Raw genomic sequence first — 15,355 nt, 5'->3', positions numbered from 1 at the left:
CCGACTTCAGACCTGGGCCTTGAGATCGTATTCGAAGTCGTTCTCGCCGGCGTCCGAATGGTCGGAAGCGAGTTTCTTGTAGACCGACTTGATCTTGGCATAGTTCAGACTGACGCTTTCCATCGGCGTCTCGCCGCCCGACGACGCCGAGTAGGACGACACGAACACATCGCTCAGCTCGTAGGTGAGGTAGGTGAACCCGTCTTCCCCGTTGTCGCGGACGAAGGAAATCAGCACCGTCGCCAGTGCCTTGCCCTTGGCCATCGCGACCAGGATGTCGTTTGTCGAAATGTCCACGGTCTTGGTGAATGTCAGTTCGGAAAAGTTGGGCCGGCTGGTTTCGCGGATGCCGCTGGTAAACGAGCCGATACCGCGGCCAACGCCCCATTGCAGAGACGATGCTGCGATGTGGTCCTCGTATCCGACCTGGGTGCTTTCACCCTTGATGCCGTTGCCGAGGTCGATGAAAATTCCGGCTGCCATAGCTTAACTCCTTCAGGGTTGATATCTTGTGGGTTTGAAATTCATCCGTTCTTGACCGAAGGCAGTTCGGACACCAGCCGCAAGCTGGCGTTGATCCCCTCCAGTTGGTAGTGCGGCCGCAGATAGAACCGCGCCGCGTAATAGCCGGGCCGACCCTCGACCGAGTCGACCTGGACCTCCGCCTTGGCCAAGGGCCGCTTCGCCTTGGACTTGTCGTCCGCCAGTTCCGGGTTCGCCAGAACGTAGCGGTTGATCCACTCTGACAGCCATTTCTGCATGTCGCCGCGTTCCTTGTAGGTCCCGACCTTGTCGCGGGCGATCGCCTTCAAATAGTGGGCGAAACGGCTGACCGGGAAGAGATAGGGCAGGTTGGCCGACAGCCGTTCGTTCGACTGGGCGTCCGGGTCGACCAGACGACCGGCACGGGTTTCGTCGTCCTGCAGGCTGTGTGCCCCGATGAAGGCCGCGATGTCGGTATTCTTGCGGTGCAGGATCGGCATGAACCCAAGCTTGGCCAGTTCCGCCTCGCGCCGGTCGTCGATGGCGATCTCTGTCGGGCACTTCATCGCGATGGACCCGTCATCGGTCGGGAAGCTGTGCACCGGCAGGTTGACCACCGCACCGCCGGATTCGACGCCACGGATCTGGGTGCCCCAGCCGTAAAGCTTGTGGCTGCGGTTGATGTTCACCCCCATCGCGAAAGCCGCGTTCATCCAGACATAGTGGTCGTGCTTGCCGTCGATCTCTTCTTCGAAGGCGAAGCCCTTCACCGGGATGGTGGCTGCACCATAGGGCAGGCGGGCAAGGACACGCGGCATGGTCAGGCCGATATAGCGGGCGTCCTCGCTTTCCCGCAGCGACTGCCAGCTGGCATAGTCGGGCGACGACACGATCTGCTGCAGGTCCTGCGGATTTGGCAGCTCCTGCCAGCTTTCCATTCGGAAAAGCTGCGGAGCAACCGCTGCAATGAAGGGCGCATGCGCGCTGGCGCAGATGCCCGACATGTTGCGCAGAAGGCCCACGTCGCGCGGATGGTGGCTGAACTCGTAGGCGCCGACGATGGCGCCAAAGGGCTCACCGCCGAACATGGAATACTCGTCGGTGTAAAGCTTCTTGAAGATGGGGGACTGGTCCCACATCTGGCCTTCGAAATCCTCCAGCGTGTCGGCCAGCTGGTCCTTGGTGATGTTCATCACCCGGATCTTCAGCTTCTGGTCGGTCTCGGTGTTGTTCACCAGATAGTGCAGGCCACGCCAGGTCCCCTCGATCTCGCGCAGTTCGGGGGCGTGCATGATCTCGTTCATCTGGGTGGTCAGAAGGCTGTCGATCCCGGCGATCAGGTTCTTGATCGATTTGACCGCATTGCCGGAAATGGTGGCCGTGCCCGACCGTTCGGTAGCGGCCAGCGCCAGGTTCTGCACCAGCTGATGCAGCTTCTGGCTTTCGTCTTCCTTGACACGAAAATCCTTTTCAAGAAGGTCGCTGAATTCGCCCAGATCGACGGCCTGGGCTTCTGCGACACCGGCGGACGCCTGCTTTTCCTGTTCAGCCATTCCTCAGCCCTCCTTCTTGGTGGCTTCTTCGGCGACCTGCTGTAGCAGGGGCTCGTTCTGCAGAAGCTGGGCGATGCGCTTTTCGGCGTTCACCTTGCCATCCATGTAACCGAGAAGTTCTTCAAGTTGACGACGCATCTTCAGAAGCTCGGCCAGAGCGGGGACCTGTTCGGCCACCTTGTCCGGCGTGAAGTCGGACATGTTCTTGAACGTCAGGTCGACGAACATCTCGTCATCCGCCGCACCGTCCTTGCCGCCCAGGCGGTTCGGGACGCGGGCTTTCACGCGGGGGGCCAGGGCCTCCATGAACTTGCCGAACCGCCCTGCGTCGACGTCGACGAAGCTGCGGTCGTTCACCGGCTTCATCGCCTCCTTCGTCTCGGACTTGCCGGCAAGGTCGGCCATTACGCCCATCACGAAGGGAAGCTCGATGGTGGTCGGGCTGCCGTAGTGTTCCACGTCGTAGGCGATCTGCACACGCGGGGCGCGGTTGCGTTCGATCACCTTTGCCTTGCTTTCACTTGCCATGTCTCAGACCTCTCCTGATCGTCCTGGGGCCTATTGCGAGGCCGATTTCTTGTCGTCCACGCCGGCGACGTTCTTGAATTCCTTCATCCCGCTGGGGGCGATCTCTTCCATCAGCTGCAGGAAGTTCATCGGCACCATCTTCCGCATCCGCCGCGCCAGATGCGGGATCGGGCTGGAGGGTTCGGTGCGTTCGTAGAAGTCGATGATCATGTCGAGACAGCGCTCGACGTCCCGACGCGAGTTGACCGAACCGGGGATGCCACCGGCAGGGGGTGCGGGATGGGCACCGTTCAGGGCGGGGGCGGGCGAGACTGGGTCAGTCATGGCAGTCGCCTCGGAAGGTGGGTGGCTTGTGATGGTCTGGGCCTGGGCGGCGGCGAGGGGTGCAACCAGGCGGCTCAAGACCTTGTCCAGCTCCTTGAACCGGACACCGACCCCGTTTTCCATCACCCGCGCGTTCAACGCGGCCTCAAGCCGGGCCAGCGCGGCACGGGCGGCTTCGATGGCCTGGACAAGGGCGGCCAACTCCTCGGGCCGTTCGGCGGCCTGGGCGCGGCAGGCCGCCGTCACCCGGTTCTGCTGCGCTTCATGCCGGGCCAGATGCTCGGCCACTTCCCGTTCGCCCAGACCGCTGGGCAGCTCCGACTGCGCCTGGTTGCGCGTCAGCCCCCCGGCGCAAAGGTCCGCGCCGGTGATCGGGCCGATGCCGCGCGGGCTAAGAACGACAGCAAACTCCAGGTCGCAGAGCAGGCCGTTGTCCGCGTTTTCCAGCTGGAACAACGAGTTGATCCGTCGTGTCGCCGCTTCGCGCGGAGAGGGGCTTTCCCGAAGCAATGGGTGGAGACTGTCCCAGTACTGCTCGACCGTGGCGGTCAGCAGGTCCAGACCACGGGTCAGGCCGGTGAATCCCTCGGCATTTGCCAGGGTGCGCACAACAATGACCAGAAGCCGGATGTCACGTCCGGTTGCAGCCAGTTCGACCGCCTGATCAAGCAGGCCGGACCAGTCGATGTTGACGCCGCCGATGCCACCGCTCCGAACATTTTCCACCCGAACCGCACGCGCGGCAGGCTCCACAAGCCGCTCGATCCCGTGGAATCGCGGATCGTTGCGCAGGTCCAGCCCAGAGGCATTTCCATCGCCCACCGGAACCAGGAATGGTTCAAGCTCCATCTGTGTCCAAAGCCTTCTGCGAAACGTGCAAACCACAATCTACGCGGGCAAGTCTTGCACCACCTGACTTAAAGTCAAGGTCTTGCATCGATGACCCTGGAGGCGATCGAAACGATGTTTCCCGGCTCCTCGCGCAGGATTTCCGCCAGGGCTTCGGCAAAGGAGGCGACGGATTCATCCTTGGGTCTGCGGATCCCGAAAAGCGAGGTTCTGGAAAGGAACGCGATCACCTCGGACTTGCCGAAGCTGTCCTCGCTGACCACGGTCCCGAGGAAGCCTCTCTTCGCCTGCAGGTCCTCGACCGAGAACAGGACCCGGATACGGCGCTGGCCATTCAGCACCTCGCCGACGTCGGTGATCTCGTGTGCTTCCTGCCGGATATTGGGCAACAGGTTATAGACCGACCCGGTGTTGTCGACCACCACGACCCAAAGAGACAGGCCGGTCAGATCGGCGGGGGCCAGAACCTCGGCAATCGGATTTTCGCCGGCCCGGTAGATGCCGGAAAGATTGACCTGCCCGGTCGCCCCGTCGCCCAGCCAGATCGTCAGGTTGTCCGACTCCAGTGGTGGCAGGACCTTGCGGATAGCGCAAAGGTCCGCGTTCAGGATCGTGGCGTCGATCCTTACCTTGCGCTCGCCGATCCCTGCCTCAAGGCTTTCCCGCAGCTTGTCCCGCGCGACCTCGGTCTCCAGCGCGCCCGAGACGACAACGGTGTCGCCGATTGCATAGCCGGACGCGGGCGGCTGGACGGGGCGAAGCTGGCCGCAGGTGGCGAAGGGCAGGATCATCTCCTCCACACCCGCGACCGGCAGGATGCGCGGGCCAATCACGATGTCGACGCGTGCGGTCAACCCCGCCTGCCGCGCCCAGTCCGAGATTGCAGTGGTCTTTCCGACAGCAAGGTCGCGGCTGTCGGCCAGACCGGTCAGCGTGACAGCCCGGTCGCTGACTGCCAGGTCCCATTCTGCCAGCCCCTGCATCAGGCCAAGACCCGTTACCACATGGCCGACCCAAAGTTCGTCAGGCACCCCCGCCGCAAGTGTCACCGACCCTTCAGGGGCGGGCGCACCGGCAGCCCCGGCGAAAGCCTGGCGCAAAAGCGCCGCAGCGGGCTCGTCGGGGGCATGGGCAGAGAACGCTGACCCCGCAGGGCCGAACTTCGCCGCCAGCTGATAGGGGGCAGCCACTGGAGGCGGCGGCGTGGTCAACCCGCCGAGAAGCCCGGCATACCAGGCGCCGCCGACCATCAGGCCCAGCAGCAGCGCCACCAGTACAGCCAGCGTCCCGCCACGCCCCTTGCGCACCGCGCTGCCGGACCCAGAGGCCTGTCGTCCACCCCGCGCCGAGACCGGCTTCAGCGCCTTGGCAAGTCGGTCGACCACCGCCTCTGCACTTGGCGCGCGGTCGGCCAAGGCGGGGGCGGCCAACCAGTCGATCAGGCCCTTCAGCGGGTCCGGCACACCCTCGGTGTCCAGCTTCGTCTGCTTGCGGCGCACGATCTCACCCGGAGTAGCGCCGCCGAAGGGCACCTGCCCGCGATAGGCCGCGAGCAAGGTCGCGCCCAGCGCATAAAGGTCCGACCGCTTTTCGGCCCGCCCCTCCAGCTGCTCGGGGGCGGCGTATTCGTATTTCCCTGCAAACTCGTTGCCGACGATGGTCTTCGCCCCGGCCGAGGTATCCTTGGCGATGCCGAAGTCGATGATCGTCGCTTTCTCCGGTGCCCCATCGCGCAGGACCACGTTGTCGGGCGACAGGTCCCGGTGGACGATCCCCCGCCCATGCGCTGCCACCAACCCTTCGGCAACCCGGTGGGCGATGATCATCAACTCGCGGGGGTCCATCCGGCGGCGCATCATGATGTCGTTCATCGACGGCCCGTCGATGAAATCCATCACCAGGAAGACATGCCCCTGGTCGGTCCGCGAACATTCGCTGTAGCGCACCACGGCGTCGTTCATCACGTCGCGCATCTGCTCTTCGCGCCGCATCAGCTGGATGTAGTCGTCATTGCCCGAAAACTGCGCGTTCAATGCTTTGATCGCGACGATCCGGCCTGAAATCTGGTTGCGCGCCCGGTAAACCTCGCCCGTCCCGCCCCGGCCCAACACACCCTCGATCTCGTAGGTGTGGTTCAGCACCTGGCCCTGGCGGAAGATGTCTCCGGGCAGCGGGCCGATCATGGGGTGCCTCTATCCGCCGGGGTCGGGGTTTCGGCACCTGCGACGGACACCAAAACAGTCGCCATGTGGAAATTTCCGGTTTAAGTTGACCTTGCGGAAAAGCCTGCGTCTTTCCGTCGTGATGAGCAAGCATATTCAAAACCGATAAAGGGCAAGAATTATGGCCCCACGTGGCGGCACCGAAACGATCAAGCGCAAAGAGCTTGTCGGCAAGCTCAACCCCGTCTGCCTCAAGGCTTTTTCGGCGGCGGCCCAGACCGCCAAGGCGCGTGGCAACCCGTACGTCGAGCTGGTCCATTTCATCGAGGCGCTGTCCCAGAGCGCCCGGTCTGATTTCGAGATCCTCTGCGCCTCCGCAGGGGTCGATGCATCGCGCCTGGCCGCCGACATCACCCGGGCCGTCGATGCGTTGCCACACGGCGCAGGGTCGGTCGAGGAATTCTCGGACCACATTTTCCGCGCGATCCAGGAAGGCTGGACCTTTGGCAGCCTCGACTTCGGTGACGACACCGTGCGGTCGGCTTACATCCTTCTGGGTGCGCTGAAGGTCCCGGTGTTGGAGGGGCTGCTGTTCAAGATCAGTCTGGAGTTCGACAAGATTGACCCGACCTCGATGTCCGGCCAGTTGGGCGATCTGCTGGCCGAGTCCGTCGAAGGCGCAAAGCCTGCGGGGGAAGCGACAAAGCCAAAGCAGGCCCCCGGTGGCAAGTCGGCGCTGGACCAGTACGCCACGAACCTGACCGAACGCGCCCGCGCCGGGAAGATCGACCCGGTGATCGGCCGCGATCCCGAGATTCGCCAGATCATCGACATCCTGATGCGCCGTCGCCAGAACAACCCGATCCTCACCGGCGAGGCCGGGGTGGGCAAGACTGCCGTCGTCGAAGGGTTCGCCCTTCGCCTGGCGCGTGGGGACGTCCCGCCGCAGCTGAAGGCGGTAGACCTGCACATGCTTGATGTAGGTCTGATGCAGGCGGGCGCGTCGGTGAAGGGCGAATTCGAAAAGCGCCTGAAGCAGGTGATTGACGAGGTGCAGTCCTCGGAAAAGCCCATCATCCTGTTTATCGACGAGGCTCATACGCTGATCGGGGCCGGGGGCGCCGCTGGCACCGGCGACGCGGCGAACCTTCTGAAACCGGCCCTCGCGCGTGGGGAACTTCGCACTGTCGCAGCGACGACCTGGGCCGAATACAAGGAACACATCGAGAAGGACCCCGCTCTGACCCGTCGCTTCCAGGTGGTAAAGGTCGAAGAGCCCTCCGAAGAGGCCGCTGTTCGCATGCTGCGCGGCGTGGCCGGGGTGCTGGAAAAGCACCACAAGGTCGAAATCCTGGACGAAGCAATCGAGGCCGCCGTGGCGCTGTCGCACCGCTACATCCCCTCCCGCCAGCTGCCGGACAAGGCGATCAGCCTGCTGGATACCGCCTGCGCTCGCGTCGCAGTGTCTCAGCACGCGACGCCCGCCGAAGTGGAGGATATCGAACGGCGCCTTTCCTCGCTTGAGGTCGAGCAGGGGATCATCGGGCGCGAAGAAGCCATCGGCATCGAGGTCGGCGACCGCAAGACCGAGGTTGAAGCTGCACTGGCGAAGGCCACGACCGAGCTTGAGGCCGCGAAGGCCCGCTGGGACGCCGAGAAGGCGCTGGTCGATGAGGTCCTGGCTTTGCGGGCGACCCTGCGCGGGGCCGGTCAGCCGGTAGATGAAACCGGAGTGACCGGAGAGACCCCACCCGAGGCCAGTGAAGAAACTGCCGAGCCAGAGGCCCTGACCCCCGAAGGCCGGGCCGAAATGCTGACCACGCTGCGCGCCCGCATGGCCACGCTGGCTGAAGCCCAGGGCGAACGCCCGCTGATCCTGCCCGCCGTCGACCGCCTTGCCGTCGGCGCCATTGTCCAGGACTGGACCGGAATCCCGATGGGCCGGATGCTTGCCAGCCAGACCGAACGCGCCCTCCAACTGGCCGGAACCCTGTCGGACCGCGTCGTCGGCCAGGATCACGCGATGGACATGATCGCCAACCGAATCCAGACCTCCTACGCGGGCCTGGGTGCCCCCGAAAAACCCATTGGCGTCTTCATGCTGTGCGGCCCTTCGGGCGTCGGCAAGACCGAGACCGCGCTGGCCTTGGCCGAGACGCTGTATGGCGGCGAGCAGAACCTGATCTCGATCAACATGAGTGAATTCCAGGAGGCGCACACCGTCTCGACCCTGAAAGGCGCTCCGCCGGGCTATGTCGGCTACGGCAAGGGCGGAATCCTGACCGAAGCTGTCCGCCGCCGCCCGTATTCGGTGATCCTTCTTGACGAGGTCGAAAAGGCCCACCCCGACGTGCACGAGATCTTCTTCCAGGTCTTCGACAAGGGGATGATGGACGACAGCGAAGGTCGCCGGATCGACTTCAAGAACACGCTGATCCTGCTGACCTCCAACGTCGGATCGGAAGAGATCATGGCGATGACCGACGACGGCAGGACCGGCGCCGACCTGGAGGAGTTGACCTCTTCTCTCCGCGCACCGCTTCTGAAAGTCTTCCCCGCTGCCCTTCTGGGTCGGGTGGTGACGATCCCCTTCTACCCGCTCTCGGATGCGATGATCGAGGCCATCGCCGGCCACAAGCTGCGCGGCATCGCCCGGCGGCTGGAGGTCGGGCACGGCGCCGAATTGGTGATCGGCGTCGGCGTGATGGACACGATCAAGGCCCGCTGCACCGAGATCGAAAGTGGTGGCCGGATGATCGATGCGATCCTGACGAACACCCTCCTGCCCGAACTCAGCCGGCAGGTCCTGAACCGCAAGCTGGAGGGGGCAGCCTTGACCCGGGTCACTGTGACCGGCTCGGACGCAGGCTTCGCCTATGCCTTCGAATAGGGAGTAATGCGATGCATGATGGAACCTTCCTGGGGCTGCAGGGCGTCCATCGGGCAGAGATTGTCGGGTTCGGGCCCGACACTCGCCCGCGAGTGCTGATCCCGGCCCTGGGCAAGACGACGCTGCTGGCCCGTTCGCTTGTCCCGGTTCCGGCAGAAGCGGTGGGGCGTCTGGTGGCGGTGACGATGATGGAGGAAGAACCGCTGATCCTGGGACTGATCCAGCCCCTGGTCCCGGAAGTGGAGGCGGACGGCGAAAAGCTGCTCCTGGAAGCCCGCCGCGAGGTCACGCTGCGCTGCGGGAAGGCGAGCATCCACCTCACGGCGGACGGACGGGTGACGATCCGCGGCACCCAGGTCCTGAGCCGGTCCGACGGCCCGAACCGGGTGCAGGGGGCGAGCGTCCAGTTGAATTGAGGGTGGGGTGTCCACGCGGGACAAGTTGTGAAATCTACTTTTAATCAGTGTGTTAAGTTATTTTGTTAAGGATTTCTTGAGATTTGTCCCTAGCCCGAAAAGTTGTCAGTCTGGAACCGGAAAACCATGCGCATGGTCGTGGTCGTGATCGTCGTCTGGATCGTCGATCCCGAATTCCCAGGGGCCCAGGATGAAGGGGTTGCCCATGCGGCGTTCCCACTGGATCAGCCGCTCCAAAAGGACGGGTGCCTGGCGCCGGTCATAGGGTATTCCCGGCACCAGCACCTCGGCCGCGACCGGGCCGCCGCGGGGGAAGGCGGGGGCGAACAAATCTGGCGACCGCCCGCCTTCGACCTGCCAGCCGTGCCAATATTCCAGCCGCGCGAGCGCCTTCTGAAACCAGTCCTGATAGGCGGGATCGCCTTCCAGCACATGCAGGGCCAGATTGTGCATCCAGGTGGCACGGTCGGCGATAACCGGGTTTTCGCCGATCCGTTCCAGCACGTCGTAGAGGATCGACATCGCCATGATCATCGGCCCGCGCACCGGTCCGGCATAGTCCTCGTCCTCGGGTGCATAGCGCTGGCACCGCCAGTCCGAGGTGCAGTCGGCCCACATTGCCTGGACGAAATCCCGCGCGGGCCGGTCCGCATCCAGCGGCGCCATCCGCCCTAGAATCCACTGCGCTGAGCCGATGGCGAGGGCCAGGCAGGCGTTGGGCGTGATCTCCAGCAGGCGGTCGTGAAGCTCGGCGGGAAGGAAATAGAAATAGGGCCAGAGGTCGTGCTCGTCCCAGGCAAATCCCGGGTATCCCGCCAAGTCGAAATGCCCTGCCGGAATGATCTGCATCGCTAGCGATCCCGACCATAGGGTCGACCGACGAAGCCTTCGGCCAGAAGCGTGGCAGGGGGCACCAGAAGCTGGTTCTGCGCTGGGTCGATCTCGGCCAGTTCTTCCGTGGCCCGCGCCACGAGGTCGAGCCCCGAGAGGTCGAGGGCAAGGTCGAGCACTTCGAGCGGCAGCGGCGTGCCGTGGGTTTCGACGGTTGCCGCCGCCCAGCTTTCCCGGTCGGGATAATCGTAGAGAAAAGGGGAATGCTCCACCGTCAAGGGTGCGACTGTGTTCAGACGCTCGATTATGCCGCGCAGCCAGCCATCCACGGCCGCGGCGTTCTGCGTGCCGCAGAGATGGCGCGTCAGGTGGATCATGTGGGCAATGTCCATGATGGGCCGTTCAGAAAGGAAGCCGCCGGGTGCTCGTTCCAGCAGTTCGAAGAAGAAGAACGCGATGGAGCGGCGGACGCTGCGTACCTTGTCGGAGGTGTCGTCGACATCGTCGATGGTGATGCCGAAGGTCTTTGGATAGCGGCCATCGAACTGGTAGGCGAATATCTGTTCCATCAGAAGAAGGTTCAGCTTCTGGTCGAAGACCGAGGCGGTCCGCTGGTGACACAGACCGACGCAGCCGAGGTAAATCATGTAGAGTGCGCAGTTCGTCTTTTTCAGTAATGCCTCGAAGAGCGGCGTGACCTGACCCACCGGACCGATATGGTCCGTGGCCCCGTTCCAGGGTAGGGCGGCGAAATCCGCCGGGCTCATCGGCACGATCCTTGGCAGGAACCGCACAGCGGAGAACATGGCTAAACCCCCTTTTCCGACTGTTTGCAGCCGTTGCGCGTGGTGCCATCGGCATTGCAGAGCCTGATCTTCATGCATTTGCAGGCGGACTGGATGACCTTCTTGCAATGCGCGCAGGCCTCCGTGCTGGGCGGGCCGGTCGAGCCGTCCTGAAGCCGCGGATGCCAGTCGATCGCCATGGTCAGCTTGCCCCATTTGGCGACCGGCGCGATCTCCTTGAAGATGCAGGGTTCGCTGTGACCGTAGAAACCGCCGTCGCTGTGATTGTGCGGGGGCTCGCCTGCGCAGATCGCCTGGGGAATCTTGTTGGCCTCGCGCTGCTTCTTGGTCGATTTCTTGGCTTCGGCAAAATACCCGCCACTCTTCCGGCGCAGGAGCTTGCTGGATGTCCCGGCGACGACGCTGGACGGACCGGAGGCCGGTTTGAACAATGCATGGGACACAGTGCCCGATTCGTCGAAATCCTTAAGCTTGTCCCGCTGGTTCGGGGTGGCCTTCCTGCTCTTGCTGGCGGCTTTCACCTTCTCGCGTACGTTGTCGTTCGCTGCCTTCAGTGCCTCGCAGGGGCTGCGGGCGTCGATCATGTCGACGCTCGGCTTCTCGATGCTGACGGAAAAGCCGCTGCCCGGATTGGAATGGTTGGTTGAGGTGAGGTCGGTGAAGCGTTCGGCCCCGCCGCCTTCGAAGATCACGTCGAAGGAATAGGCCTCGAACTTCAGTGGGCCGGTGATGTTGTGGGTGACGACGCTGGCGCCGAAGCTGCGGGTGGCGGGCTCGTCGCCAGTAATCTTGGAGTATTTCGAAGCGTTCTTCTTGCCTGCCTCCTTGCCAAGGACGAAAACACTGGTGCAGCCGTCCGTGGTGTCCGAGGCCATCCCGAAGTTGGGGTAAGGGATCGGCACCGGGCCTGCAGGCGGCGGCGGCGGCGACAGGCAGACGTCGGGCATCGCCGCAATGGTCTTATTCGCTGAGGCCTTCCCGGAAACCCCCAAACCATTCGCAAAGACGCTCATGCTCGCATCTCCGCCGTCAGGGCCACACGTCGCCCGTCGTCCTCACCCGCGAAGCACAGGGCGCGGTTCTGGGGCAACAATCCGGCGCGGCCCATCTCGAAGGCCCATCCCAGTTGCGCAGGCATCAGGGCGGCGCCGATCTCTCCGGCGTATTCGATCAGATTCCAGTGTTCGACATAGCCGCGGGGACGGCGAGAGCGGCCTTCGGGCGGGGCGCGGTCAAGGCGCATCTGGGCCATCATCTGCTCCTTGAACTTGAAATGCTCGCCGTTCAGATCACCGATCAATGCGGGGAAATCATAGAACGGAACGCCCGTCACCGCCAGCGCGGCGCGGATCGCTCGCGTCAGGCCCTCGCCGGTCACCGCCTTGTCGCGTGAGCCGCCGTCGCGGCTGGGCTCCAGTCCGGTGCCCATCCCGGTGATCGCCAGTTCCGGCCCCTGCGTCGCACCAGTGCGGGCGACAAGGACCGCTGCGGCGGCCTCGCCTACCGTGAAGCCCGAGGTGTTGGCACCGCAGAGAAGGCGGTTATTTGCGATGTAGTGTTCGACGATCGACTGGCGCAGCAGGCTTTCGACGCCGACCAGGATCTGAAGCGGGTAGCGGTCGGCCTGGCGTGCGGCGGTGGCGAAAAGGTGGGGCAGGCCCGATCGTCCGCCGCCGATGACGCCGGACCCGGGGGGGAGGGGGCGGCCAAGTTTGCGGGAAAGGCCGTTCAGGACCAGGGTCTCGAGGTCGGCAGGGCGGCCGGGGCGGTCCTTGGGGGCGACCGTGACGAGGATCGGGATGTCGGCGGCGGTGCGGCGAATAGCGGGGGAAAGGTGGGAGACCTGGGCCAGACATTCTTCGATAGGCGGGGTGGCGAGGTCGGGAAGAAAGCTCGCCCCTTCCCACCACTGGTGGGCTGCTACGCGGAAGCTGCCAAGGTTGGCTCCGGCGGTCGGGTCCCAGAGGTTGCCCACCTCGGACCCGATGATCTGACCGCGGATTCCGGCGATGGTCGAGGGGCCGTCGGGACCCAGGGCGGACCAGATGCCGTAGCCGATGACGGACAGGCCGGGTGCGATGCCTTGCTCAGCCATTGGGGCCGCCTTTCACGCCGCCGGGCCAGTGCGTCGCGCCCTCGAGCGGGCGTTCGACGATGATGGCGCGGGCAAATTCGAAAAGGTCGCGCTCGGCGGTGATGCGGGTGCGCCAGGTCAGGCACATGCGGTGGTCTTCGGGCAGGAAAAGGACAGTGTCCAGGTTGGCGATGCGCTGGGTAATGCGACCGGACTTGCGTTCGAAAGTCACGACGATCTGGGTAAGCGGGACCTGGCCGGAGAGTCTGCCCTCGGGCGAGAGGTTGACGATCTCGATCGCCTCGCCACCTAGGGGGTAGGAAATCTGCTGGTCGGGGGCCGAGGCCTGGAAGTAGCGGTCGTCGAAGTCCAGCGGCAACAGCGGCACGCGGTTGTCGAGCCAGAACTCGTCATAGGTTCCGGCGTACTGGCGGCGTGGCATCCAGGTGCGCCCCAGCGGGCCGAAGGCCATCGGAGGAAAGCCACCGTCGGGAGAGACGGCATCCGCACCGAATTCAGAGGTCTGGGCGAGGGGCTTGCCTTCACGGTTGACCGAGTTCGGGTAATAGCCAAGGCCCACCGGGTTTTCGGGATAGGTCTTGGCTGTGGCCGGATTGTCCGCCTCGGGGTCGATGCCGCCGTAGGCGTGGTCATAGCCGATATCCTGGACCAGGAAGGGCCGCTTTTCAGAGGGAGCATGGCCCGCAGCGCCGCGCAGCCAGATGCGGCTGCCGTGGGCGGTGAACTTCTTGGCCCACCCACCCAGCCGGATGCCGACATCCACGCTGGTCGCGGGTTCGCCGCCGGGGGCATGCGCGCGCGCCTGGGCCAGGACGTCGCAGCGCGGGCGGAAATGCGCAAAGTCGGTTTCGAAGATGGTGGCGTCCCAGGCTGGGTCTGGGCCGAAGACGTCAGCCTCGATCAGCGGAAGCTGGACTGGTGCGATCAGGGTCGGCGCGCCGCGGGCAGGCGAAAGGGTGAAGGTCGCGCGGACGACAAGGACGATCTGCTCGTGTCCCTGCTTGTCCAGCGCAAGGGTGAAGTTCGCGGGGAAGGGCGTGGTGTTCTCCAGCCTCATCCAAGCCCCCGCATCTGCACTTGACCTACCATTTGCGGGCAAAGCCCCGTGGCTGCAGCACCACAGCACCGCGCCAGTTCGGCAAGGGGGCGTCGGGCGCACGGGTGGCAAGCTCCAGCGCCACGGCGCGCTGGTCCATCTGGTAGGTCGCGGTGGTCTCGATCGGGGGCTGGATCGTCCAGGCTGGCAGGCCAAGAATATGGCGGGTGCCCGTCGCAAGGCTTCTGCGGTGCGGGGCAAGCCAGTGGATCAGCTTTTCGGGATCAGGCCAGTAGAGCTTGGCTTCCATGAAGCTTTCCAGCGGGCAGGCGGCGACGACGGGGTCCTCGGGGTCGTCCGGGAACTCCGCCAGTTCCAGCGAGTCCGCCGAAAGCCGCGCCCCGGTGATCCGACAGAAGGCAGCACCTGCGACCCGCGACAGCAGCGGCTCGTCCATCTGGCGCAAGAGCCAGTCCAGGGTGTCGGTCGCCCCGAAGGCCCCGGTCGCGACGATCCCCCAACGTTCGGTGTGCCGGTCGGCCATCAGCCGCGCTATGGCTGCCCGCGTGGCGCGGTCGTCAAGGATCAGCGGGAGAAGCTCGGCCACCATCCTCGCTTGGCGGGCAGGAGTGGCCGGGGTCACAAGCGCCCCAAGGATCGCCGGGGCAGCCCGCCGGTCGCCCAGCAGCGCCGCCGACCAGGCGGCCCAGAAACGCAACGTGGGGTCAGGGGTTTCGGCCATCTGGACAAGGTCCGGGGTCAGATCGGCGCGGCCAAGCTCGGCGGCAAGCTGCATGGCGCGGCCGGCGACGCGGGCGTCGCGGTGCGACAGAAGCGGCTTCAGGTGACCCTTGGGGTCGACCCTGCGCAACCCGCAGACGTCCAGCGCGATCCAGGTGGCCATCGGGTCCGGCCCGCCGATCCAGTCCCGCATGCGCTTGGCCATAAGCTCGGGCGCGCACCAGGCCGCGGCAGCCCCAAGGGCTGCGACCTGATCCCAGCTTAGCACCTCGGGCGGGGCGATGCTGGCGAGGGAACTGTCCGGTCGGGCGTGCAGGCAGAGGTGAAACGCGGTGAAGACCTCGCCGTATTCGACCGCGACGGCAAGCGTTTCCAGCGCCAGGTCCACTCCCGCCTCGCGGCCCATGACCAGGGCATCAAGATGGCCGGCCAGACGACATTCCAGATCGAAAAGCTCGACCAGGCGAAAGTTTGGGCCATCCTGACCAAGTCGAATCTGCGACGCCACGAAGGCGGCGTTCTCCGCGTGCAGCCGCAAAATCCGGCGGTTGATCAATGGCGCGTTGCAATTCATCCGCGAATGGTCCCGGGAAGGGCTGCGTTGGACGCAGCTTAGACCAAGCCGGAACAATTCCAAGCCC

Annotated in this window: 13 protein-coding genes; 2 read left to right on the top strand and 11 right to left on the bottom strand. The window is 64.7% G+C overall.

Going from position 1 to position 15,355, the window contains the following annotated elements; translation table 11 throughout:
- Nucleotides 1–6: 6 nt before the first annotated feature.
- From Q8M85_RS10165 to Q8M85_RS10145, 5 genes are all read right to left on the bottom strand, one after another.
- Entirely contained in the window at nt 7–483 is a 477-nt protein-coding gene (locus Q8M85_RS10165) for a type VI secretion system tube protein Hcp (protein WP_305543790.1), read from the bottom strand.
- A gap of 41 nt (nt 484–524) precedes the next feature.
- On the bottom strand, nt 525–2,036 hold the full coding sequence (tssC, locus tag Q8M85_RS10160) for a type VI secretion system contractile sheath large subunit (protein WP_305543787.1): 1,512 nt from the start codon (nt 2,034–2,036) through the stop codon (nt 525–527).
- 3 nt (nt 2,037–2,039) lie between these two features.
- Nucleotides 2,040–2,564 carry a type VI secretion system contractile sheath small subunit gene (tssB, locus tag Q8M85_RS10155; RefSeq protein WP_305543785.1) on the bottom strand — a complete coding sequence of 175 codons (525 nt, stop codon included), beginning with the start codon at nt 2,562–2,564 and terminating at the stop codon, nt 2,040–2,042.
- Between the two features lie 30 nt (nt 2,565–2,594).
- On the bottom strand, nt 2,595–3,737 hold the full coding sequence (locus tag Q8M85_RS10150) for an ImpA family type VI secretion system protein (RefSeq protein ID WP_305543784.1): 1,143 nt from the start codon (nt 3,735–3,737) through the stop codon (nt 2,595–2,597).
- Nucleotides 3,738–3,811: 74 nt separating this feature from the next.
- Nucleotides 3,812–5,920, bottom strand: a complete 2,109-nt coding sequence (locus tag Q8M85_RS10145) for a serine/threonine-protein kinase (RefSeq protein ID WP_305543783.1) — start codon at nt 5,918–5,920, stop codon at nt 3,812–3,814.
- A gap of 160 nt (nt 5,921–6,080) precedes the next feature.
- Between Q8M85_RS10145 and tssH the strand changes: the two genes are divergently transcribed.
- Complete coding sequence (gene tssH / locus Q8M85_RS10140) at nt 6,081–8,789, top strand: type VI secretion system ATPase TssH (RefSeq protein WP_305543781.1); 2,709 nt, start codon at nt 6,081–6,083, stop codon at nt 8,787–8,789.
- 11 nt (nt 8,790–8,800) lie between these two features.
- Nucleotides 8,801–9,205: a hypothetical protein gene (locus Q8M85_RS10135; protein WP_305543779.1), complete on the top strand. Its 405-nt coding sequence runs from the start codon at nt 8,801–8,803 to the stop codon at nt 9,203–9,205.
- Between the two features lie 105 nt (nt 9,206–9,310).
- Here the strand turns inward: Q8M85_RS10135 and Q8M85_RS10130 are convergent, their stop codons facing one another.
- From Q8M85_RS10130 to Q8M85_RS10105, 6 genes are read right to left on the bottom strand one after another with little or no spacing between them, the layout of a single operon-like run.
- Complete coding sequence (locus tag Q8M85_RS10130; RefSeq protein ID WP_305543777.1) at nt 9,311–10,054, bottom strand: hypothetical protein; 744 nt, start codon at nt 10,052–10,054, stop codon at nt 9,311–9,313.
- Nucleotides 10,055–10,056: 2 nt separating this feature from the next.
- The gene (locus Q8M85_RS10125; RefSeq protein ID WP_305543774.1) at nt 10,057–10,842 is read right to left on the bottom strand and encodes a hypothetical protein; all 786 of its coding nucleotides are present in this window, start codon (nt 10,840–10,842) and stop codon (nt 10,057–10,059) included.
- 2 nt (nt 10,843–10,844) lie between these two features.
- Nucleotides 10,845–11,855, bottom strand: a complete 1,011-nt coding sequence (locus Q8M85_RS10120) for a DUF4150 domain-containing protein (protein WP_305543771.1) — start codon at nt 11,853–11,855, stop codon at nt 10,845–10,847.
- A complete protein-coding gene (locus Q8M85_RS10115; protein ID WP_305543768.1) occupies nt 11,852–12,937 on the bottom strand; it encodes a 3-oxoacyl-ACP synthase in 1,086 nt (361 codons plus the stop codon). The genes Q8M85_RS10120 and Q8M85_RS10115 overlap by 4 nt, the downstream gene beginning before the upstream one ends.
- Nucleotides 12,930–13,994, bottom strand: a complete 1,065-nt coding sequence (locus Q8M85_RS10110) for a DUF2169 domain-containing protein (protein WP_305543765.1) — start codon at nt 13,992–13,994, stop codon at nt 12,930–12,932. Before Q8M85_RS10110 ends, Q8M85_RS10115 begins: the two co-directional genes overlap by 8 nt.
- Nucleotides 13,995–14,019: 25 nt before the next feature.
- A complete protein-coding gene (locus Q8M85_RS10105) occupies nt 14,020–15,222 on the bottom strand; it encodes a HEAT repeat domain-containing protein (protein WP_305543762.1) in 1,203 nt (400 codons plus the stop codon).
- Nucleotides 15,223–15,355 lie beyond the last annotated feature (133 nt).

This window comes from Tabrizicola sp. (assembly GCF_030694085.1).
Lineage (GTDB): Bacteria > Pseudomonadota > Alphaproteobacteria > Rhodobacterales > Rhodobacteraceae > Tabrizicola.
Note: the sequence above shows the minus strand (reverse complement) of the source record. Positions and strands in the feature narration are given on the sequence as shown.